This window comes from Piscirickettsia salmonis LF-89 = ATCC VR-1361, from assembly GCF_000297215.2.
GTDB classification, from domain to species: domain Bacteria; phylum Pseudomonadota; class Gammaproteobacteria; order Piscirickettsiales; family Piscirickettsiaceae; genus Piscirickettsia; species Piscirickettsia salmonis.
The window spans coordinates 1-22,757 of record NZ_AMFF02000108.1 but is presented as its reverse complement, the minus strand read 5'-3'; the positions used below and the strand labels follow the sequence as shown (position 1 = coordinate 22,757).

The window sequence follows — 22,757 nt, the reverse complement described above, 5'->3', positions numbered from 1 at the left end:
AGAACTGTTGGCCTGAGGCCTTATTGTCGCCGACTCTTGCGCCGGTGAAAGTGAATTATACGCACTTTTTTACACCCGTCAACACCTAACTCACCTTTTTTTAAGTTTTTTTTCATACCATCGTTTATAAACGAGCATGCCTAGCCAAACCTACCCAATAAGCCCCTAGATAAATAGCCAATAAATAAGCATGTTTAGACTTAAAATAACTTACAAAGCTAGTTGCAGGAGAACTGCATAAAAATGAAGAGAAATAAGCTAGAATAAACTCACTAACGTTTTTGCTTGACCAAAACATCTACAAGCTCAAATAAAAACAAGCCCTACAAAGTAATAATACGACAAGACAACATAACATATAATATTAGGATAGCTAACATGCCAACGATTTTAATTACAGGGGCCACCTCTGGTTTTGGCCGCGCCACCGCCGAGCTTTTTGCTGACAAAGGCTGGAGTTTAATCTTAACTGGGCGTCGGACCCAATACCTAAATGACTTATACAGTAAACTTCACTCTAAAACAGCCATTCACACAATCACTTTAGATGTCCGTGATACGGATCAAGTGTTCCAAACATTAAGCGAACTCCCACCCCCTTTTAAAGAAATTGACGTATTAATCAATAACGCCGGCTTAGCTCTGGGCCTAGAAACGGCAGATCAAGCCAACCTTAGTGACTGGCATCAAATGATAGAGACTAATATCACAGGACTTGTTAATGTGACTCGTGCGGTTTTACCGCAAATGAAAGCAATAAATCGGGGTTATATCATTAATATTAGCTCTATTGCAGCAAATACACCCTATATAGGAGGCAATGTCTACGGTGCAACGAAAGCCTTTGTTGACCAATTTACTAAAAATCTACGTACTGATTTGCTTGGCACCAAAATTCGTGCAACCACTATTGCTCCAGGACTTGCAGAAACTGAATTCTCTATGGTCCGCTTTAAAGGCGATAAAAATCGCGCTGAGCAAGTTTACAAAGATTTAAAACCATTGGCGGCCGAAGATATTGCCAATACCATCGATTGGCTCGTTGAAACGCCAAAACATATGAATGTAAACCATCTAGAAATCATGCCGACTTGCCAAACCTGGGCAGGTGTTACTGCAAAACCTAATTAACACTTTAATTAATATTTGGCCTAGCATTAGGCCAATTTAGATACAATCAAAGATTAGCAAATACACTTAACTGCACGCTGTATCATTAATATTTAAGCATTGATAAGTATGCAATCACATCTAAGCCATCATAGTAATTATAAAACTCTCTTAATAGAGACATTTTTGCCTTATATGGATTAGCCCGAGTTATGTGCATACAAAACATTGCCATCACCCCAACTAACAAAAGCTCAATGTTTTCAGCCCATGAAATTTGATCAGGTGAAAGTGAATATATTATTAATATATAATAAACTGCTAAAAACAAAGAAGCCCCACCAAAAAAAACATACCACCCAATAGACTTTAATTTATTACTAAATATTATATTTTTTCTTTTAAATAAAGACCGTTCCATAAATAGCGAATCATCTAGTTTTCCAAGATAATTTGTTACCATACTCCTGCAAGACTTAAGGTAATTACCTGGTTCTTCAGAGTTTATTAGAAAGCTAGCGAATAGTGCATTTGAAGAATGAACATTCAAATTCTTTTGGGGCTGACACCTAACATTTGATTTGTTAGGATGTCATATGTACATAAAACACTGTAAATTACCAAAGAATAAGCAAATTGAACTGATGAAATATTTCATTGCAGGTTCAACAGCTAGAACAGCAGCTGATTTGACCGATATTCACCGAAATACAGCCACCCGATTCTTCCATAAATTACGTGAAAAAATTGCTCTAAAACAGCAAAGTCGTAGCGAACAATTTTGTGGAAAGATCGAGCTCGATGAAAGCTACTTTGGTGGAGCACGGAAAGGTAAACGAGGCCGAGGTGCTGCAGGAAAAGTGGCTGTATTTGGATTACTCAAGCGAGGTGGTAAAGTGTATACACAAGTGATTTTAGATGCAAAGTCTGATACGTTAATGCCCATAATTAGGCAAAAAATCCAGCCCGACAGCATTGTCTATACAGATTGCTGGCGTGCGTACAACGCTCTTGATATCTCTGAGTTTAAGCATTATCGTATTAATCACAATAAGCGCTTTGCTGAAAATCAGAACCATATTAATGGCATAGAGAACTTCTGGAATCAAACAAAGCGGCACATGAGAAAGTTTAACGGAGTGCCTAGACAGCACTTCAATTTCTTCTTAAAAGAAGCAGAGTGGAGATTTAATATGGGGTCGCCAAAAGAACTATTGGCTGACCTTAAAAAGTTGCTTAAAGAACTTTATTAGGTGTCAGCCCCATATATTAACAGCAGTTGCCTATGTTTATTTACTCTATAATTAATATGTTGTATAAATAATGGGTTATGCTTTATTTTGCTTTTTAATATTAGCAAAGTACTGATGGTCTAGCTGACTGAGAAAATCTAAACGAGATTTGATGTTTTTCTCAAGCCCTGATTCTTTTGGCTGATAATAAGAGCAATGGCCTTGCATATCATCTGGTAAATAGTTTTCCCCTGCTGCATAGCTATATGGTTCATCGTGAGCATAGCGATAGTTTTTGCCATAGTTAAAATCTTGCATTAGTGCTGTTGGAGCGTTACGAATATGTAATGGTACCTGGACGCTAGGGTGATTTTTAGCATCTTGCATGGCAGATTTAAATGCACTATATACAGCATTACTTTTAGGTGCACAGGCTAAATAAGTGACTGCATGTGCGAGGGCAAGCTCGGCTTCAGGTGAACCTAAGCGCTCGATAACATCCCAGGCATTTAACGTCAGTTGCAAAGCACGTGGGTCAGCATTGCCAATATCTTCAGAGGCGGTACGCACGAGGCGGCGAGCAATATACAGTGGATCACAACCACCATGTAACATTCTGGCGAGCCAAAAAAGAGCTGCATTGGGGTGTGAGCCGCGAATTGATTTATGCAGGGCAGAAATTAAGTCATAAAACTGATCACCGCATTTATCAAAGTGTCCGATATTCTCACCAAGGAAATCGTTAAAATGTGTTGCTGTGATTTGTATCACTGGATGTGTGGTGGTATCTGTATTATTAGGGTAATTAATCTGGACGAGCTGCTCTAAGCCATTGAGTAGCCGTCTGGCATCCCCTGCAGCATAATCAATGAGCTTATCCCGCAAATTTTCTGGAAATTGAATCGTATAATGGCCAAAGCCTGCGGGATGATGTATTGCACGTTTGAGTATTTGTTCTAAATGGCTAGGGTCTAAGGTGTGTAGTTTATAGACGTGTAGGCGTGAGATTAGTGCACGGTTGATTTCAAACGAGGGATTTTCTGTGGTTGCGCCAATGAGCGTAAATAAGCCCTCTTCGACAAAAGGCAAAAAAGCATCTTGTTGAGATTTGGAAAAGCGGTGAATTTCATCAATAAATAGCAGAGTTTGTTTGTTATCTTGTTGATTTTTTCGTGCTTGCTCGGCAGCGCTACGAATCTCTTTAAGACCGGCCATAATGGCAGAGCGCTCGATAAATTCAGCGTGAATGTGCTCAGCTAATAAGCGTGCTAGTGTGGTTTTGCCGGTGCCACTAGGTCCCCAGAGTATTAGAGAGGGGCAGCCTTGTAATAGGTGCGCTGAGCTCAGTGGTCCGGAGGTGAGGTGCTCTTGCCCAATGATTTCATTTAAATTTTTTGGACGTATGCGGTGTGCGAGAGGAGCTGTTGTTAGGATATCATCAAATAAATCACGCATGGAATTCCGGTTAGTTTTTTGGGATAACCGCTATACTTTAAATAAGTTAACCATAAAAATAAAGGGACACGTGGATGGGAACATTTTGGTTGGGTGGTGCATTATTATTAGCCGTGTGGTACGGGTTGTCATATTTGGTTTTTAATTGGTGGGGAGTGATTTCGGCAATGGTCGTAACGTTGTTCTTTACTGTGCTTTTTCATTACTTTCATACGGCTGAGAAAAAAATTGGGGATAAGAAAGGCTAGTTTTCTTCCTTGATGATGATTTAGAATCGTTTTCTAGCCATGATTACTGATGCGGGAAATGGCATTTTTCTCATCGACAAAGATTGCCACCGGTTTGTGGTTGATTGCTTCTTTCTCATCAATAATGCAATAGCTACAGATGATGACCAGATCACCTTTTTGCACATGACGTGCTGCAGCGCCGTTGAGGCAAATTTCCCCAGGGCCACCTGGAATCACATAGGTTGTTAAGCGTGCACCGTTGTTGCAGTTATAAATATCCACTTGTTCATATGGAATGATTCCTGCCGCATCATACAGAGCGGGGTCGATTGAAACAGAGCCTTCGTAGTTTAAATCAGCATCAGTGACTGTTGCACGATGAATTTTTGCCTTTAAGATATTTAGTTGCACGTGATCATCCCCTTGGTCTTGACTTAAAGTAGATCTAATCTAGAATGGCTTTTGTTTTGCTAAAGCTAGTTTAGTTTTTAACTCTAAAATTGACTAATTTGGCCTGTGGCCTACATTTTTAGCTTTGACGTAAAGAGCAAAGCGATCTGAATTCTACTGATAAATTAGCTTAAATGCAAACCGGGTTTGTAGATTTGATATTTTAGTGATTAAATTAGGCTCATAGGCCGATTGGTAGGTATTGTGATGTATTAAAAAATACATAAATTTTTGTAAAATAGTCTCGTTAAATTTAGCTTCTTTTGATTTTTGTAATTTTGCAATCAGGTGAAAAAATCCTTGGCGAGTTGCCTATAGTCGCTTCAGCATAAATTGTGTGATAATATCGTGTTCCATGTTAAATACATGAAGTTAAAGTGAATGACACGATATATATTTGTTACTGGTGGTGTGGTTTCCTCTCTAGGTAAAGGACTCACAGCAGCCTCTCTTGCCGCTATACTTGAAGCGCGCGGCTTAAAAGTTAATCTTAAGAAATTTGATCCATATATTAATGTTGACCCAGGGACGATGAGCCCATTTCAACATGGTGAAGTATTTGTGACGGAAGATGGTGCAGAAACGGATTTAGATCTGGGCCATTATGAGCGTTTTGTTACAACAACGATGACACGTTTTAATAATGTGACCTCTGGTCGTGTCTATCAAGAAGTCATCATGAAAGAGCGCCGTGGAGATTATTTAGGCGGTACTGTTCAGGTGATTCCTCATATTACTGATGAGATTAAGCGTCGTGTTGTCGAAGGCAATGGTGATGCGGATGTCGTGATGATAGAAATTGGCGGCACGGTCGGTGATATTGAATCATTACCATTTTTAGAGGCGATTCGCCAGTTAGGCGCTGAGCTGGGGCATCATCGTAGTTTATTTATTCACTTAACCTTAGTGCCTTATTTAGGGGCTGCTGGTGAGCTTAAAACGAAGCCGACACAGCATTCGGTGAAAGAGTTACGTTCGATAGGGATTCAACCGGATGTTTTAATTTGTCGTTCTGAGCGTGACTTGCCAGAGTCTGAACGCCGTAAAATTGCTTTATTTACTAATGTTGAAGAGCGAGCAGTGATTTCTTGTGTCGATGTGAAAACGATATACTCACTGCCGCGGGCATTGTATGAGCAAAAGCTCGATGAAATTATTGTTGATCACTTAAAAATAGATGCTCCGGTCGCTGATTTAGCGGATTGGGATCGGGTCGTGTACGCCAAGCTTAATCCAGAGCAAGCGGTGACCGTCGCCATGGTAGGTAAATATGACCTGACGGATGCGTATAAATCAATTAATGAAGCCTTAGATCATGCGGGCATTCAAAGCAAAACTGCGGTCAATATTGAATATATTGATGCTGAGGAGATTGAGAAAAAAGGTGCACAAGCGATATTAACAGACTATGATGCTATTTTAGTGCCTGGGGGCTTTGGCGACCGTGGTGTTGAAGGGAAGATATTGGCATCTCAATTTGCTCGTGAAAACCAGATTCCTTATCTTGGTATTTGTTTAGGGATGCAGGTGGCGGTGATTGATTATGCACGCCATTGTGCGGGGCTGGAAGGGGCGAATAGCTCTGAGTTTGATCCTGATTGTAGTTATCCGGTGATCGCATTAGTGAAAGAATGGTTGACTGAGGATGGCGCTTTACAAACGCGTGATGCTGATGTTGATTTAGGCGGTAGTATGCGTTTAGGTGGACAAGTGTGTGTGTTAAAACCAGGCTCAATGGCAGAGCAGGCCTATGGCCAAAGTCAGATCGTCGAGCGCCATCGTCATCGCTATGAAGTGAATGAGCGTTATGTGGCAGAGCTTGAAAAAGCGGGCTTAAAAATTTCTGGGCGCTCTGAAGATGGCAAGCTCGTTGAAATGATTGAGGTTGAAGGGCACCCTTGGTTTGTGGCTTGTCAGTTTCATCCTGAGTTTACATCGACACCGCGCCGAGGACATCCATTGTTCTTTGGCTATATTAATGCTGCGATTGCGCACAGAGTAAAAAGTAGAGGGTAGGACAGTATGCACATTGCAGGTATGAAGGTCGGTTTGGATCAGCCATTTTTCCTAATCGCAGGTCCTTGTGTGATTGAAAGTGAAGGGTTGGCACTAGATACCGCAGGTTATTTAAAAGAAATGACTGAGCGCTTGAATATTGCCTTTGTATATAAATCATCATTTGATAAGGCGAATCGCTCGTCTCATAGCAGTTTTCGTGGTATGGGCGTTGAGCACGGTCTAGCGATTTTACAAAAAGTCAAAGAGCAGATCGGCGTGAGTGTGTTAACTGATGTGCATGAAGATACGCCGTTAGATGAAGTCAGCAGTGTTGTTGATATTTTGCAAACTCCGGCGTTTTTATGTCGGCAGACAAATTTCATTCAAAATGTTGCGCGTTGTAATAAGCCGGTAAATATTAAAAAAGGCCAGTTTTTAGCACCTTGGGACATGAAGCATGTAGTAGAAAAAGCACGTGCAGTAGGCAATCAGCAGATTATGGTCTGTGAACGCGGTGCATCATTTGGTTATAATAACCTAGTTTCGGATATGCGTTCATTGGCAGTAATGCGTGAAACTGACTGTCCGGTGGTGTTTGATGCAACCCATTCAGTACAGCTACCTGGTGGGCAGGGCACGTCTTCAGGTGGGCAGCGTGAATTTGTACCTGTGTTGGCACGGGCTGCGGTCGCTGTGGGCATCGCAGGTTTGTTTATGGAAACGCATCCAACGCCTGAAAAGGCCTTAAGTGATGGGCCCAATAGCTGGCCCATGCAGCAGATGGAAGACCTACTTAGTCAGTTAGTTGCTATAGATCAAGTGGTTAAGTCGACTGGCTGGATAGAAGATACAGTGAAATAATAGTGAGTGAAGGAGTGTTCAGTGAAAATTAAGCAAATTATTGGTCGTGAAATTTTAGACTCTCGCGGTAATCCAACAGTTGAAGCGGATGTGATATTAGAATCGGGTGTGCTTGGCCGGGCTGTCGCTCCCTCTGGTGCATCTACAGGATCACGTGAAGCTTTAGAATTGCGTGATCAAGACGCGCAGCGTTATATGGGCAAAGGTGTATTAACTGCTGTTGATAATATTAATACTAAAATTCGCGATTTACTCGTGGGTAAAGATGCGGCGGATCAAAGTGCGATTGATGGCGCCATGATTGAGTTAGATGGCACTGAAAATAAATCAAACTTGGGTGCTAATGCGATGTTGGCGGTTTCTTTAGCTGCGGCAAAAGCGGTCGCTTTAGAGCAAGGTCTGCCTTTATATCAATATTTATCAACTGGCCAGTTGAGTATGCCGGTGCCGATGATGAATATTATTAATGGTGGTGAGCATGCGGATAATAATGTCGACATGCAAGAGTTTATGATTATTCCAGTGGGGGCACCGAGCTTTGCTGAAGCGTTGCGTTATGGTGCAGAAATCTTCCACACCTTAAAGAAAATTTTAGCCAAGCGTGGTTTAAATACGGCGGTGGGTGATGAAGGGGGCTTTGCGCCGGATTTACCTTCGAATCAAGCCGCGATTGAGGTGATTTTAGAAGCCATAGCAGCCGCAGGCTATCAGGCAGGTAAAGACATTTTTATTGGCTTGGATTTGGCCAGTTCTGAATTTTATAAAGATGGCAAATATCATTTAGCCTCAGAAGATAAAGTCCTATCATCATCTCAAATGGTTGATTACTTAGAAGACTGGGTCAAGCGCTATCCGATTCTTAGCATTGAAGATGGTTTGGATGAAAGTGATTGGACTGGCTGGGCAGAACTGACTGCACGCTTAGGCAAACAAGTGCAGCTCGTCGGCGATGACTTATTTGTAACCAATGCAGCAATTTTAGAGCAGGGCATTAAAAAAGACATTGCAAACTCTATTTTGATTAAGCTCAATCAAATCGGTACCTTAAGTGAGACCTTAAAAACTATCCAGATGGCCAAAGAGGCTGGGTATACTAATGTCATTTCCCACCGTTCGGGAGAAACAGAAGATACGACCATTGCCGATTTAGCAGTTGCCGTTGCTGCTGGACAAATTAAAACCGGTTCACTCTGCCGTAGTGATCGTATGGCAAAATATAACCAATTGTTACGTATTGAAGGTGAGCTTGGTGAAAAAGCAGTTTATCCAGGTATTTCTGTATTTAAGCATATTCACTAATAACAGGACTATGATTAAATAAACAAAGGGGTGGTTCATCCCCCTTTTTTATTATTTTAATGATAATTATTTAAGGAGGGTGCATGACATTTAAAGAACGTTGTTTTGTCACTTTCTTAGGCGTACTGTTACTGTTGTTGCAATTTAATTTATGGTTTGGCCAAGGCAGTGTGGCAAATTTGGGTGAATTAAATCATAAAATTGATATTCAAAGTGATAAAAATAAAACCTTAAGCCACCGTAATGAGCAGCTTGAAGCTGAAATCTTTACCTTAAAGCAAGGGGATGCCTCTATTGAAGCGCGCGCCCGTCGCGAGTTGGGGATGATTAAACCCGGCGAAGTTTATTATCAGTTTATTGGTGACCAAAATAAAGCAGATAAAGTAAATAATATAGATAAATAACTAAAACTAAGAGAATCGTGTGAATATACCATTATCATTTAATTGGCATTACCTCAATACAGCGCCTCATATTTCTTGCAATTATAAGGGCAAGCCTGATGATTTTCAGGTGGATGAAGTTCCCCTCTTAGATCCTGAACAATTTTCAGGTCAGGGTGAGCATGTTTTTTTACATATGGAAAAAAAAGCGACGAATACTGAATGGTTGGCTAAAGAACTGGCTCGCTTTGCTGATATTCCTGTGCGTGACGTGAGTTTTGCTGGCTTAAAAGATCGTGATGCACTGACAACGCAATGGTTTAGCTTGCGAATTCCAGGTAAACGTGAATTTGATTGGTCTTTATTAAACAATGATAAAATCCGTGTCTTAGCGATAGGGCGCCATCAAAAAAAACTAAGGCGAGGTCAGCTTGCAGGCAACCGTTTTCGTTTAGTGCTGAGACATTGTCAGGGAGATAAGGCACTTTGGCAGCAGCGCTTAGAGTTGCTAAAAACTCAAGGGATACCCAATTACTTTGGCCCTCAGCGTTTTGGTCGAGAGGGGAATAATATTCAAGCCGCCCTTGCTATGTTTGAGGGTAAGCGGGTGAAGCGCCAGCAAAAAAGCATTTATCTATCCGCCTTACGGGCTTACTTATTTAATCAGGTGCTTTCAGTGCGGCTGGCAAGGGGGTTAGCCAATACCGTCATGCTTGGTGATGTAATGAATTTAATGGGCTCAAATAGTATTTTTAGTGTCGATGAGCTCAATGATGATCTACAAGATGAGTTAAAAAATCGCTTGCATGAGCGTGATATTGTTTTAACCGGTCCGTTAGCAGGTAAAGCAAAACAGGATAAAAATAATACGACCCCAGCAGCTGTTTTTGATCAAGAGGCTCTGGCTGCGGCAGGTTTAGAAACGTGGCAGCAAGGTTTAATTCAATATGGTTTAGACGCCGATCGTCGTGCTTTATTTGTTTATCTGCGTGATTTTAATTGGCACTGGCTCGATGACCAGACCCTGGAATTACAGTTCTTTTTAGCAAAAGGAAGTTTTGCCACGTCGGTCTTGCGTGAGTTGGCCAATTGTGAGCGCGCTGAGCTTGCTGTTTCTGAAGAAGCTAAATAATTTGAGCAAGAAAAAATATCTCTATCTATCTTCATATGATCAATGTGCTGCGTGTTTAAACGCTTGATTGAAGTATAAGCAGGCAGCATTTTTAATCCAGATTTAATTTAATCTAGTCTAGTTTAATTTAATAGTCCGTATTTCTAACTTAAGAGACCTTAACTAATTAGAGGAGTGTTTAGGTGCCAGTGGTTAAGCAAGGTCAGCGTCATATTTCCCCTTGGGGGATGATGTTGTGTTCTGTCAGTGCGATTTTAGGTTCGGGTTGGTTATTTAGTAGTTTTTATAGTGCACAGCTTGCAGGGGCCGGCGCAATTGTTGCCTGGATACTCGGTGGGGTACTTATTTTATGTGTGGCGTTTAGTTTTGCTGAGACATCAACCTTATTGCCAGTCGGAGGAGGTAGTGCTTATTTACCGTTTTTAACGCATGGTAATATGGTGAGTTTGATTTTAGGCTCGATTACCTGGTTAACTTTTGCAACATTACAATCTGTTGAGGTTCAAGCAACGTTACAGTACTTAGCAAATTTATGGCCCGTGTTATTACAACCTGAGACGACTTCATTATCGACAACAGGCATGGGTTTGGCGGTGGCCTTAATGTTGCTATTTAGTTCATTGAATATTTATTCATTGCGATGGGTGATTCGTTTAAATAATATTTTGACTTATTGGAAAATTTTAGTGCCAGTGATGATCGCTGTGGCATTAATGTTTACTCATTTTTCTGTAACAAATTTTCATTATCAGGGGCACTTTTTAAGTAATGGTTGGCATGGTGTATTTGCAGCGATGTCGATGGGCGGGATTGTTTTTGCCTTTAATGGCTTTAAACAAGTCGTTGAGTTGGCTGGAGAAGCGCATAATCCAAAACGGACGATCCCTTTTGCTTTAGCCGGTAGTATTTTTATCTGTTTGGCGATTTATTTGTTATTACAGGTTGCATTTATTGGTGCGTTGAGCCCAACTGAATTAATGGCAGGTTGGTCGCATTTAAGTTTAGCAAGTACAGCCGGTCCTTTAGCGGTTGTTGTTGCTCCTGTGGGGGTGCTTGCTCTTGTGTTGCTCTATAGTAACGCGGTTGTCGCACCAGCAGGTTCGGCATTAATGTATGTGGCCAGTGCCTCTAGAACCTTGCATGCGATGAGTGGTAATCGGCAAATGCCAAAAGCTTTTGCTGAGCTAAGTGCACGAGGTATGCCGGTTAAAGCCATTGTTATAAATACAGTGTTAGGGCTTGTCTTTTTCTTTCCATTGCCTGGCTGGAAAGCTATGGTTGAGTTTATTACGTCCCTGGTGGCTTTTTCTTATTCTTTAGGGCCCGTGTGTGTCTTGGTTTTGCGCTATCAATTGCCAGAAGAGCGACGTGTTGTGCGCTTGCCCTTTGTTTGGGTTTGGAGCTATGTGGGACTTTATATCTGTGTGTTGATGTCTTATTGGACGGGTTGGCAGACAATTTCTAAGCTTTTCTTATTCTTAGTCTTTTGCTTTGTATTATACTTTTTATATCGGGTGGTTTCAGAGCGCGCACGTTCATTAACATTGGAAATACGCTCATCGCTGTGGATGTGGGTGTACTTTATCGGCGTGAGTTTGGTGTCTTATTTGGGGACGTTTGGAGGTGGTCATGGTAAACTGGGTTTTGGCCCAGATGCACTGGTACTTGCCGTGTTGACGGCACTGATTTTGTATTTAGCCGTTAGATTTCGGCGTACTGATGAACAAGCAAAAACATTATTTCGGGCGATTGGTAAAGAGTTGGCAAGTTGATTTACAGGCTTGCTGATATGCAAAATAGTTAACATGCTAAGGTGGCTGTAGGGGATAAATATGCTAAAAATATTACTGAGCAATGATGATGGTGTGTATGCACGTGGCCTAATAGAGATGTATCAGGCCCTAGCAAGTATTGCAACCGTATATGTTGTTGCCCCCGACCGTGATTGTAGTGGCAAAAGCAATTGCATTACTTTAGATCGACCATTGTCCATACAAAAAGCTGATAATGGTTTTTTGAAAGTCAATGGTACACCGGTAGATTGTGTGCATTTAGCCTTAAATGAAGTCTATAAGGGAGAAGAGATTGATCTTGTGATTTCAGGTATTAATGCCGGTGGTAATATGGCTGATGATACGATTTACTCTGGGACGGTTGCCGCAGCGATGGAAGGGCGGCGCCATGGTGTACCTGCTATTGCCGTATCCTTGAAAGGAGAGGGACGCTTAGATAATTATTGTACTGCAGCGAGTTTTGTAGCAGGCTTAGTTGAAAAAATAATTAAAGATCCTTTGCCGGCGGATACGATATTAAATGTGAATGTACCTGATTTACCACAAGAACAAATTAAAGGTGTTCAGGTAACACGTTTAGGGCAGCGCCACCGTGCCCAAGCGGTGATTCCTGCTGAAAATCCTCGTGGCTACCCGATGTTTTGGATTGGCCCGGTTGGCCCTGAACAAGATGCTGGGGTTGGCACTGACTTTTTTGCGCTGCGAGAAAATCAAATTTCAATTACGCCTTTAAAAACTGATTCAACTCAGTTTGAAGCGATGGAGACCGTCGCGCATTGGAATGCCTTAAGTTAGAAGCTAGTGATGACTGATTGAACGCTACTTAATTAACTCTAGGTTTAGTATTTTAAATAACAATGAGGTATTTTTTCGGGCATACATTTTGCTTTGTCTTGGTCTATATTTAAAGCATTTTTATTTTGCGCCGATATCCTAAAAAGATGTCATAAAACGTAAAATAATAGTATTAAGGCTTGGGCAGATGGCGTATTCTTATGAATCCCGTTTTATTTCAGCAAAACAATGGAATGAATCAGAACAGTGTCAAGAAGAGGCAGCAAATATTCCTGCTGTGGCGTTAGGTAAACTTTCTGAGCCTGATGCAGTCGTCGAAACAGACGGCAAAACTGTAGCAACTGAGGCACAGCAAAAGCAAGCAAATTTATTATCAGAACCGAGTAACCTTGATGCGACAGAGATTTATTTAGGTGAAATTGGTTACTCTTCTTTATTAACCGCAGAAGAAGAAGTCTATTTTTCTAGGCGCTCTCAGCAGGGTGATATTTTTGCTCGCCGTAAAATGATAGAGAGTAATTTACGCTTGGTCGTAAAAATTTCCCGTCGTTATTTAAATCGTGGCTTACCTTTGCTTGATTTAATTGAAGAGGGCAATATGGGATTGATGCACTCTGTTGAAAAGTTTGATCCAGAAAAAGGCTTTCGTTTTTCGACTTATGCGACATGGTGGGTACGGCAAAATATTGAACGAGCATTGATGAGTCAGACGAGAACGATTCGCTTACCGATTCATATTGTTAAAGAGATGAATGTGTATTTGCGGGCTTCGCGAGATTTGTCGCAAGCATTAGATCATGAGCCGAATTATAATGAAATTGCTGAAAAAGTGAGTCGGCCTGTGAGTAATGTTAAAAAAATCATGCGGTTGAATGAGAAGGTGATTTCAACGGATACACCGGTCAATAGCGACAGTGATCGTACCTTAATTGATACCTTAAGTGATGATGAAAATATGGCAGATCCTGTAGTTGATCTGGCTGATTTCGATCTAAATGAACGCATTAAACAATGGTTATTAGAACTTTCAGAAAAACATCAGCAAGTTGTTGAGTTGCGTTTTGGTTTAAATGGTCAGGAGTCGATGACGCTTGAAAAGGTAGGTAAAGCCTGTGAGATTACGCGTGAGCGTGTGCGTCAATACCAGATGGAAGGTTTACAGCACTTGAAAAAACGCTTTGCTGATGAGGGTTTGTCAAGTAATACGTTATTATCAAGGTTCACTCATAGTAAATAGAAAATAAATTTTATTGTCTTTTTAATTTTACTTTTAATTGCTTGATCAGGCCTAATAATACTTTATAAGTTCTGAAAATGGTGTGTTACGATCAGATTAATCTACCGCTAAATCTAAAATAATTGAACATAGAACAGAGCTTGCTCTAGCTCTTTTGTTATATAATCATCATGTTCTTTAAATCCTGTAGCTAGATTTATTGCTAGTAGATTATTAGTAGAGGGACGAGAGCACTCAATTTAATGCTAATATTGCATAATGTTATCTATTATCAAAATTTGATAAATTTTAATAAATAAAAAAAGTTAATATTAGCAGTATTGTGCGAATACTTAAAAATAACGGGTGTTTTTTCATTATTTTTAGTTGTAAACCTTCTTGGATCTTTGAAGTCTAACTGCTTGCAGTATAAATCAGTATAAATGCATGCAATGTGGTGGACGTTTATGGTTAATCTAATGAATAACTTAGCTAACTTGCAATCACAGCAGCAATTAAATGAAAGCAAGAGCTTACTGACTAAAAGTGTTGAGCGCTTAACTTCAGGAAAGCGCGTTAACCAGGCGAAGGATAATCCAGCCGATTTTGCGATTGGCTTGAGATTAAATATTGGCAGCTCAAGTGCGTTACAGTCTATTCACAATGTTAACGATGCAAGCTCTGTAGCTCAAGTGGCAAGCGTTGGTATAGAAATTCAGGCAAATTTGCTTGGACGTGCACAAGAACTTGCTTTGCAAGCGGCAGGTAATCCGACTTTATCTGATCGTGATAGGGGGTTGATTAATAATGAATTACAAAGTGTGATTGAAGATTTTAATGCAGTTGCAGAAAATACCCGATTTAATGGTATGCCTTTATTAGATGGTCGCTTTAATGGCAGTTTTCAAGTGGGCGGTTCTTTGGCCGATCACGTTAGTCTGAATATTTCAAGCAGTTTAGGTGCCAGTGTTGGCGCACAGCGACTACAGTCGGATGGTTCTATATTAAGTAATGAAGTCAGTGCGGTGGCAACTGCTGCAATTGCAACTAATGGTGTTGCTGCACAAGAGCTTGTGGTGTCGCAAAACGGTGGTAGTGGTAGTGCTACAATTGTTGCCAATGCTTCAGCGGCAGAGGTTGCCTCCTCGATTGGGCTTATTGAAGATATAGGTGCTGATGCGATAACGAATATTCAGCTCAGCATAAGTGCTTTTTCAAGCAGTAATATTAGTTTCAGCCTAGGCTCAGGAGATTCGGCTGGAGTGAGTAATACACAAACAATCACTGCAACCGTATCAGATTCGGGCGATTTAAGTCATGTAGTGAATGCGATTAATGATGTTTTTGAAAAGACAGGGGTAACAGCAAACTTTGCTACTGGGAGTAAGACTGAAATTACCTTAATAAATGAACAGGGTGAGAATATACAGATCGCTGATATCAAAGGCTTTGATGCTGAGTTAACCTCTGCCAGTGGGGCGGTGACGAATCTGTTGGAAGGAGGAGTAGACTCCGCATTAATCAGTGGTCAAGTGAGTGTTTTTAGTGAGACAGCAACAGGCTTTAGTATTGACAGCATAAGTGCGGATATATTTGCAGCGACAACTACAGATTCAACGTTAGCAAGTATTAATACAGTTGATGCGAGTACTCAATCTGGCGCTCAAGATGCATTGGGGGTGATTGACCGTGCTTTAGATCAGTTAGGGGGATCTTTAGCTGTTTTAGGGAGTTTTCAAAATAGTAATGGCTATCGACTTGATCAATTAAGCACAGGCTTTCAAAATAATACTGCTGCCTTAGGTCGAAAGGTGGATGCAGATTTTGCTCTGGAAGTGACTGAACAAATCAATCAACAAATTAAGTTCCAAGTGAACGCCGCTGTATTTGGTGTTTCTGGTAATACTGCGAAGAACTTTCTTGATCTTTTAAATAATTAAATTAGAACTTAGAACATTTAAAAAAATATAAAATAATAGTTGCGAAATAAATGTTCAATTGTTAATTTAAACTGCTATTTATAAGCTTTAAAAAAAGCAGTAAAGTGTATGTTTTTTGAAAGTTAATAGGATGCTTACTCTTTGCAGTGTGTTTTGTTTAATGAACGTCGATAGGTTGGCTTGAGGTTGTGCGATAGTTTTGAAAAATAAAAACTTCCTTTTTATTGCTTACGTTTTAACTTTGATGTTGTTTGCTATATTCTCGGTAAATGCAGTAGATCAACGCAGGGTGGGCGATGTTTACTTTGTCTTTGATAAGATTGCTGAATATAAAAGTTATTTACCAATGTACCAGAATATTGATTCATTACCCGTGAAAGTGAATGCTGGCATTGGCGTACAATTAACAGGTCATTCATCAATTGAAATTGCTTTAGGTGGCTATGTAGCAACACAAAATTCTACAATCTTGACGCGAGCAGGGATGACCTGTGGCACAAATGATCATTGTTTACTTGTTGATTTAAATGCATTTACTTTGACTTGGCGTTATACCTATTAAATTAATTTCCTGATGGCTACTCCCAATAGCAGAGGCGCCGTCAGGAGTATAAATATTTTAAAGTGATTTACTTATAAAGAGGGAACATAGAAAGCTTCAGGAGATTTAGTTTGATAATTTAAGTAGTTAGGATTATTCACAGTATAACGTGGTGTTATCATATTAAAAGTAATATGACTTAAGCAGTTATTAATATCTGCATTAAATGCTAAATTTTTACAATACACATTAGCAAAATTATAATATTTCGATAGCTCAAGCGTATTATTTTTTTTATGGACTTGATACGTGGTATAGTCGCTAATTGCCCAATTATTCTTACTTTTTGTCAGGGTATATAGTTTAAGTGATGGGGAGTTGCCATGCGATGTCGATAAGCCTGCTGTAAAATACTCTCCATAGGCTTTCCCTGCGGTTTGTATGATTTTGAATTCTTCCATATGCGTGTGGCCAACAAGGATGCCGCGGATTTGATGGTGATATGGCGCAATAGTGTTTAAAAACTGTTGTTGGTCTTTATCTTGCCAAAATGCTGAGCTATCGTAGACATTGTGACCTGCTGGAATATGCATGGCAATGAGTATTCCGACGTTGTTTTTTTGTGCAGTTGCGAGCTGATTTTTTATAAATTGTAATTGACTGTTTAGTGCGTGGGGGTTGGGTTTATGCTCTGGTGAAAACATCACGCTATTGAGGCCAAGCAGGGTGAGTTCTGGGGTGATTTTAATGCTAAAAAAGCCATATTCAGTATTTTGTGTTGCTAAGCATGGCATAGTCGCTTGTGTTGTTTGAGTGTTACAACGTGTGCCGCTGGAGAGAAAGCCATTTTTAAACCCCGTAGTCAAAGCGACGCTATAGGGTGATTTGTTTTGATAAGTGTAGTCGCCGTAGTTTGCTTGCAAGCTATCATTATTACCAAAGACATTAATGATGGGTGTGTTAGGAAATGTTTGTTGTAATTGACTAAGCACTTCTTTTTGATTGGTTGTGACGAACTTTTCTCTATTTTGAAATAACTTAGAGAAGCTACTTTGATGGCCAACAATATCACCTAAATATAAAATAAATTGAGGTGTTGGAATAAGATGATCTGGACCGGTATTTTTTTTAATCAAGCCTGCTAATTGTTTGAATGTTACAAGGTCCATATCATTGTGCGCATCGTAGCTGCTTGGGTCTATCTGCATGGCATGGCGTTGTTTTGTATTCAAATGGATATCTGAAATGGTTAAAAAATTTATATTATTTGCATCTGCAGAGGCCGTATTTAACAAAGTGACCATGGGTAGGGAAACGAGCAGGCTGGCGGTTACTTTTGACAGTTGATTCATTGCTATAAGCCTTTGGTTATTTTTTTAAATTTAATCTATATAATTTTAATTTGTTAGAAACTTTAGATTTATATTTAAGTATTAAGTGGTTTTTATTGTTGTATTTTATTACTGACGGCTCCTTTTGAGCTTAATTTCACTAAAGACTTACAGGTGGTTCCTTGGACAATAACAGAAAATAATACGATGCAATAGGTAAAGATAAGAATATGGTTACGATAGGGGCCTTCCGGCAGTGATAAAGCCATGGCGAGTGCTAAGCCACCACGTAGTCCACCCCAGGTTAAAATGGTAATAACAAACGGTGTGTATTGGCGCTGCATTTTAAATAAACTCATTGGTAGAGCAACGGTAATAAAGCGTGCAATCAAGGCTAAGGGAATCATTAATGCACCGGCGATAAAGTCATTTAAATTAAGAGTTAAGCTGATAAATTCGAAGCCGATGATTGCAAATAGCATCATATTCAGTACTTCATCAATCAGTTCCCAAAAGGTATCTAAGTGCTGATTTCCCTGATTGCTTAACACCTGATGGCGTGTGAGGTTACCGGTGATAATGCCTGAAATGACCATGGCAAGAGGCCCTGATACATGCAGAAATTCTTGGGCCACGAGATAGCCGCCTGAAGCAAGGCATAGGGTGATTAAAATTTCTATTTTGGCATCATGAATGTGTTTAATTAAAAAGTAGGCGATAAAGCCTAAAATTAAACCATAGAGAATGCCGCCTATGGCTTCTTGGCCAAAAAGTAGACCGATGCTTTGCCAGCTTGGCATGTGACCTGAGTCGACAATGTGGTAAAGCGTTACGAAAATGACTAAACCAACACCATCATTAAATAGCGATTCTCCGGCAATTTTGGTGGTTAAGTCTTCTGGTGCATCGAGTTCTTTGACCGTTGCAAGTACGGCGATAGGGTCGGTTGGTGAGATTAATGCGCCGAATAATAAGCAATATATAAATGGAATCTGAATATGCAAAAATTGTAGTAATTCATAGCTTAAAAAGCCGATGACAAGCGTTGAGGCTAAGGTGCCGAGAAAGGCGAGGCTGGTGATTTCCCATTTAAACTTTAATAAGCGTTTAAGATCAACAGTTAAACTACCGGCAAAGAGCATAAAGCCGAGGATGCCATTTAAGAGAAAGTTACGAAAATCAATGTGTTCAAACAGGGTCTGGGTTGTTTGATGCAGTGCGAGTGTTCCGAAGTGGTCCGCGATAATAATCAAAATAGAGGTGAACAATGCGCCTAAAGTAACAGCAATCGTCGTCTGCATTTTAAAGAGGCGATGGTTTAAGTACGCAAAAATAGTTGCGAGGATAAGCAAAGCAGAGATTACTTCATAGACGGTCATATGCTGTTATTGCCTTTGATGTTATTGATAACGCCACATAGAATAGCAGAGCTTGTACTAAGAATAAAAATAACTGTGTCAGTCGGGTGTATTATTTAAAGTAACTTGATTTACTGTTTGGTTTGCTGTTGAATTTAATTATTGCTAGGCTATCGAGTATGAGAAGAAAAATTACAGCAATGTACATGCGTGCGAAGATCATACCTTACTTGTTTCGGTTATGGCCACCGTTTTGGGGAACCGGTATTCGAGTTGACTTTATCTCTACTGATTTTCGTCACATACGAGTGAGTATGAAACTTAGATTTTATAATAAAAACTATGTCGGCATACATTTTGGCGGTAGCTTGTATAGTATGATTGACCCTTTTTATATTTTAATGCTGGTGCAAATTTTAGGGCCTCAATATAAAATTTTAGACCAGGCGGCTCATATTACTTATTTAAAACCAGGTTTAGGGACAGTGTATGCACACTTTCAATTGAATGATGATGTGTTAGATCAGGTAAGGGTTCATACTGAGTCTGGTGAGAAATATTTATTGACTTTGCCGATTAATATTGTTGATGATCAGAGCAATGTTATTGCTCATATTGATAAAACGATTTATATTCGCCAACGCCAGTGTAAAGTTAAATAGTTTATAAATCTAGTTAGAACAGCTGATGCTCTTAATTAAAGTGGTTAGTATTGTTGACTGTGGTGAGTTGTATATATTGTCAAAATTTTATCCTCCAGCTTTAGGCAGTTAGGTCAATGCTTTGCTTTTATCATCAAGAGAAAATTAATCCGCTTAAAAATATTCAGCTTCAGCATAGTAATCGAAGGTTAGCTAAATCATTTGGTATTGAGTCTGAAGCACTGTCAATGGCAACTCCTTATTTCAATGGTGAGAAAACCTGGATGGGTGCGGATTATCTCTCGATGGTCTACAGTGGCCATCAGTTTGGTCGCTATGTTCCTCGTTTAGGTGATGGGCGGGCGATTTTACTTGGAGAAATCCAGGATCAGCAACGCCAGCGTTGGCAGGTACAGATTAAAGGGGCTGGACAAACACAATATTCACGTCAGGGTGATGGTCGAGCGGTACTGCGTTCTAGTGTGCGCGAGTATTTAGCTTCAGAAGCACTATATGCCTTAGGTATACCGACAACACGAGCACTTGCTTTGATGAGCAGCGATGATGTTGTGCAGAGAGAGCGGCCAGAGACGGCGGCGTTATTGGTGCGGTTAACGCCGTGTCTTGTTCGTTTTGGTAGCTTTGAGTACTTTTTTTATACAGAGCAATACGACTGCTTAAAGCAGTTAACTGATTATGTAATAAAACAGCATTATGCTGAGTGTTTATACGAAGAAAGCCCTTATGGCGCTTTTTTGCTTAAGGTTGTAAAGCGCACAGCAAAATTAATCGCATTATGGCAGGTGTATGGTTTTAATCATGGTGTGATGAATACTGATAACATGTCGATTATTGGTGAAACGTTTGATTATGGTCCATATGCGTTTTTAGATGACTATATCCCAGGCTTTATTTGTAACCATTCGGACCACTATGGACGTTATGCATTTAATCAACAAGCGGATATCGGTCTTTGGAATCTTAATGCATTAGCGCACGCTTTGTCACCATTGATTGACCATAAGGATATTGTTTACGCGTTTAAATACTATGAAAAAAAATTTGCTGAAGTTTATTTTAGTCAGCTAGCGCAGCGCTTTGGAATTATTTCTATCAATCGTTCTACACAGGAGTTAATGCTTGCTGGGTTGTCTATCTTAGAGACATTGAAGCTTGATTATCATCAGTTTTTTCGTAAGCTGAGCCATGCAGTATATCAGTATCAAGGCTGTTTTAATATTACGGCGCTTATGGGAGAAGATTATGGTAGTGATGACAAGGTGAAAATTTGGCTAGATGCCTATGAAAAAATAATAACACAGCAGGAAGGGTCAGAATCTATGAGGGAGATCGGTCAGCAGATGCTGAGTGTGAACCCGAAATATATTTTAAGAAGCTATTTATTAACCCAAGCAATAGAGTGGGCTGAGCAGGGCGATTTTTCAGAAGTCGATCATTTAATGCATTGTTTAACTCACCCTTGTGATGAGCAGCCAGAATTTGAACGCTATGCCGCAGCTGTGCCGGATTGGGGGAAAAAAATAATATTAAGTTGTTCTTCTTAATATATATTATATTTCCCACTATATAATAAGGTTAATTCATTATTAATGAATAATATGTTTTAATAATTTAAAATGTATTTAAGAGTTTATTTTATAATGTTGTTTTACTTGGTTATAATTTAAATTAAATGTATATATTTAATTAAATATTCTTTGATTGATTAACTGAGATTGGCTTATAGAGCTGTGTTGGTTGAGCGTTGATAGTCCAATGATCAGGAAAAACATAACAGCAACTAATGAACATGAGCCAACTAAAAATTTCACTACTTTAGACATCTTAGTCTCCCTTGACTTATTTTAGTTTTCAATATTCGAAATTCGAAACTCTAATAAGTATAAAATATATTTTTGTTATGAAGGTTTTTACATTATGATTTTTATAAAGCTAAATATCTTGTGGGAATATAAAAATGCTAACACGTAAATTATAAATGTGTAAATATAAAATTTATTTGGTTTTTTTTAGTTGAATTTTAAAAGTGAGTGTAACCTTTCCCGATAAGATGGATATATCAAGCGAAAATTTAGTTGCGGCACAATTTTATTACCATAAACACTAGTTACACTAACAGGTAGTTGAACTGCTTGGTACTGGCTGAGTGTAGGGTCAATTATTATTACCTGAGAGGTGTTGACACATAGTATTTTAGGAAGCAGTTTTTGTTCTGCTTCCTGAAGTTAGTAATTACTTTAAGCTAGGTGTTGGTTATCAAATAGTTGAGATAACGCTTGAAGGTAGCTATCGGCTTCTGGCGTATTTTCAGCAGGAGCAAAATGCGCGATTTCATGAGGTTGTGGAGGGTGATAGGGGCCGGCTTTACTTTCAAAAAAAACGGTGCCAGGTGTTAGGGCAATGACACTATGTAGCTGCCCATGAGGGATGGTTGTGCCGATAATGTTATTTGGATTTAATATAAATGTATCTGTCACTGTGCCACTCTTGTCAAAATAGAGCAAACCTAAATGACCTTTGAGTATCAGCAGCGTTTCATCTTTTTCGTGGTCAGCATGGTAATGGGGGCGGACATAGCTGCCTGGCTCGATAGCAATCAATAAGCGGTGACATTGTGCATGACTGTCGGTATGGAAATTAAGGTGGGTACGTTTGCGTGGTAAAGCTGCTGCTTGTGCAGATAAAGTGTATAACAGATCTTGATCTATAACGGTGTTCATGGCGGTTGCTCCTTTCATGTTATTATTTACCATACTGTTTGAGTCGCTGTTATAAAATAAGCTTTAGTTTAAATGAAATTGGGCCTGATGGACCTAAGTATTTAGGCTAAATTTAGGTGTGTGGTAAAAAATCATAATTAACCCTTGACGGTAGGATTTTGGTCTGTATAATACGCTCCTGTTGCTTCGGTAACGCACTCTGAAACGCTAGGCGTATCAAGGGTTTGCAAAGTTCTTTAACAATAAAAATA

22 protein-coding genes are annotated in these 22,757 nt (G+C 39.7%); 15 read left to right on the top strand and 7 right to left on the bottom strand.

Going from position 1 to position 22,757, the window contains the following annotated elements:
* Positions 1-378 precede the first annotated feature (378 nt).
* Positions 379-1,131, top strand: a complete 753-nt coding sequence (locus tag C200_RS10600; RefSeq protein WP_016212244.1) for an SDR family NAD(P)-dependent oxidoreductase — start codon at positions 379-381, stop codon at positions 1,129-1,131.
* Between the two features lie 85 nt (positions 1,132-1,216).
* Here C200_RS10600 and C200_RS10595 read toward each other — a convergent pair whose 3' ends face one another.
* Positions 1,217-1,573: a hypothetical protein gene (locus tag C200_RS10595; RefSeq protein ID WP_016212241.1), complete on the bottom strand. Its 357-nt coding sequence runs from the start codon at positions 1,571-1,573 to the stop codon at positions 1,217-1,219.
* Between the two features lie 133 nt (positions 1,574-1,706).
* Here C200_RS10595 and C200_RS10590 point away from each other — a divergent pair, with 133 nt between their 5' ends.
* Positions 1,707-2,363: an IS1595 family transposase gene (locus C200_RS10590; protein WP_080743040.1), complete on the top strand. Its 657-nt coding sequence runs from the start codon at positions 1,707-1,709 to the stop codon at positions 2,361-2,363.
* 75 nt (positions 2,364-2,438) lie between these two features.
* Here C200_RS10590 and C200_RS10585 read toward each other — a convergent pair whose 3' ends face one another.
* Positions 2,439-3,797 carry a replication-associated recombination protein A gene (locus tag C200_RS10585; RefSeq protein ID WP_016210103.1) on the bottom strand — a complete coding sequence of 453 codons (1,359 nt, stop codon included), beginning with the start codon at positions 3,795-3,797 and terminating at the stop codon, positions 2,439-2,441.
* Positions 3,798-3,871: 74 nt separating this feature from the next.
* Between C200_RS10585 and C200_RS15985 the strand changes: the two genes are divergently transcribed.
* Positions 3,872-4,045 (top strand): membrane protein, encoded by a 174-nt coding sequence (locus tag C200_RS15985; RefSeq protein WP_016210115.1) that lies wholly within the window; start codon positions 3,872-3,874, stop codon positions 4,043-4,045.
* Positions 4,046-4,078: 33 nt separating this feature from the next.
* On the opposite strand, the gene panD is transcribed toward C200_RS15985, so the two are convergent.
* Entirely contained in the window at positions 4,079-4,438 is a 360-nt protein-coding gene (gene panD, locus C200_RS10575; RefSeq protein ID WP_016210117.1) for an aspartate 1-decarboxylase, read from the bottom strand.
* A gap of 420 nt (positions 4,439-4,858) precedes the next feature.
* Here panD and C200_RS10570 point away from each other — a divergent pair, with 420 nt between their 5' ends.
* From C200_RS10570 to C200_RS10525, 10 genes are all read left to right on the top strand, one after another.
* Positions 4,859-6,493: a CTP synthase gene (locus C200_RS10570; protein ID WP_016210111.1), complete on the top strand. Its 1,635-nt coding sequence runs from the start codon at positions 4,859-4,861 to the stop codon at positions 6,491-6,493.
* A gap of 6 nt (positions 6,494-6,499) precedes the next feature.
* Positions 6,500-7,336, top strand: a complete 837-nt coding sequence (gene kdsA, locus C200_RS10565) for a 3-deoxy-8-phosphooctulonate synthase (protein ID WP_017377579.1) — start codon at positions 6,500-6,502, stop codon at positions 7,334-7,336.
* A 21-nt stretch (positions 7,337-7,357) separates the two neighbouring features.
* Positions 7,358-8,635: a phosphopyruvate hydratase gene (eno, locus tag C200_RS10560; RefSeq protein WP_016210099.1), complete on the top strand. Its 1,278-nt coding sequence runs from the start codon at positions 7,358-7,360 to the stop codon at positions 8,633-8,635.
* Between the two features lie 83 nt (positions 8,636-8,718).
* On the top strand, positions 8,719-9,039 hold the full coding sequence (gene ftsB / locus C200_RS10555) for a cell division protein FtsB (protein WP_016210105.1): 321 nt from the start codon (positions 8,719-8,721) through the stop codon (positions 9,037-9,039).
* 19 nt (positions 9,040-9,058) lie between these two features.
* On the top strand, positions 9,059-10,150 hold the full coding sequence (gene truD / locus C200_RS10550) for a tRNA pseudouridine(13) synthase TruD (RefSeq protein WP_016210106.1): 1,092 nt from the start codon (positions 9,059-9,061) through the stop codon (positions 10,148-10,150).
* A 182-nt stretch (positions 10,151-10,332) separates the two neighbouring features.
* Positions 10,333-11,922, top strand: a complete 1,590-nt coding sequence (locus C200_RS10545) for an APC family permease (protein ID WP_016210102.1) — start codon at positions 10,333-10,335, stop codon at positions 11,920-11,922.
* 60 nt (positions 11,923-11,982) lie between these two features.
* Entirely contained in the window at positions 11,983-12,738 is a 756-nt protein-coding gene (gene surE, locus C200_RS10540) for a 5'/3'-nucleotidase SurE (RefSeq protein ID WP_016210110.1), read from the top strand.
* A gap of 187 nt (positions 12,739-12,925) precedes the next feature.
* Positions 12,926-13,975: an RNA polymerase sigma factor RpoS gene (gene rpoS / locus C200_RS10535; RefSeq protein ID WP_016210113.1), complete on the top strand. Its 1,050-nt coding sequence runs from the start codon at positions 12,926-12,928 to the stop codon at positions 13,973-13,975.
* A gap of 458 nt (positions 13,976-14,433) precedes the next feature.
* Positions 14,434-15,894: a flagellin N-terminal helical domain-containing protein gene (locus C200_RS10530; RefSeq protein ID WP_032126689.1), complete on the top strand. Its 1,461-nt coding sequence runs from the start codon at positions 14,434-14,436 to the stop codon at positions 15,892-15,894.
* A gap of 199 nt (positions 15,895-16,093) precedes the next feature.
* Positions 16,094-16,456 (top strand): hypothetical protein, encoded by a 363-nt coding sequence (locus C200_RS10525; protein ID WP_230383414.1) that lies wholly within the window; start codon positions 16,094-16,096, stop codon positions 16,454-16,456.
* A 71-nt stretch (positions 16,457-16,527) separates the two neighbouring features.
* Here C200_RS10525 and C200_RS10520 read toward each other — a convergent pair whose 3' ends face one another.
* Both C200_RS10520 and C200_RS10515 read right to left on the bottom strand, forming a co-directional pair.
* Positions 16,528-17,787: a metallophosphoesterase gene (locus tag C200_RS10520; RefSeq protein ID WP_016210114.1), complete on the bottom strand. Its 1,260-nt coding sequence runs from the start codon at positions 17,785-17,787 to the stop codon at positions 16,528-16,530.
* 92 nt (positions 17,788-17,879) lie between these two features.
* Complete coding sequence (locus tag C200_RS10515; RefSeq protein WP_016210108.1) at positions 17,880-19,145, bottom strand: cation:proton antiporter; 1,266 nt, start codon at positions 19,143-19,145, stop codon at positions 17,880-17,882.
* Between the two features lie 158 nt (positions 19,146-19,303).
* Here C200_RS10515 and C200_RS10510 point away from each other — a divergent pair, with 158 nt between their 5' ends.
* Positions 19,304-19,786, top strand: coding sequence for a DUF4442 domain-containing protein (locus C200_RS10510; RefSeq protein WP_016210098.1), 483 nt, complete (start codon positions 19,304-19,306; stop codon positions 19,784-19,786).
* Between the two features lie 116 nt (positions 19,787-19,902).
* Complete coding sequence (locus tag C200_RS10505) at positions 19,903-21,330, top strand: protein adenylyltransferase SelO (protein WP_016210112.1); 1,428 nt, start codon at positions 19,903-19,905, stop codon at positions 21,328-21,330.
* 138 nt (positions 21,331-21,468) lie between these two features.
* Here the strand turns inward: C200_RS10505 and C200_RS15500 are convergent, their stop codons facing one another.
* Together C200_RS15500 and C200_RS10500 are read right to left on the bottom strand one after the other, a co-directional pair.
* The gene (locus tag C200_RS15500) at positions 21,469-21,609 is read right to left on the bottom strand and encodes a hypothetical protein (RefSeq protein ID WP_016210109.1); all 141 of its coding nucleotides are present in this window, start codon (positions 21,607-21,609) and stop codon (positions 21,469-21,471) included.
* 414 nt (positions 21,610-22,023) lie between these two features.
* Positions 22,024-22,506 (bottom strand): WbuC family cupin fold metalloprotein, encoded by a 483-nt coding sequence (locus C200_RS10500; RefSeq protein ID WP_032126690.1) that lies wholly within the window; start codon positions 22,504-22,506, stop codon positions 22,024-22,026.
* Between the last annotated feature and the right edge of the window lie 251 nt (positions 22,507-22,757).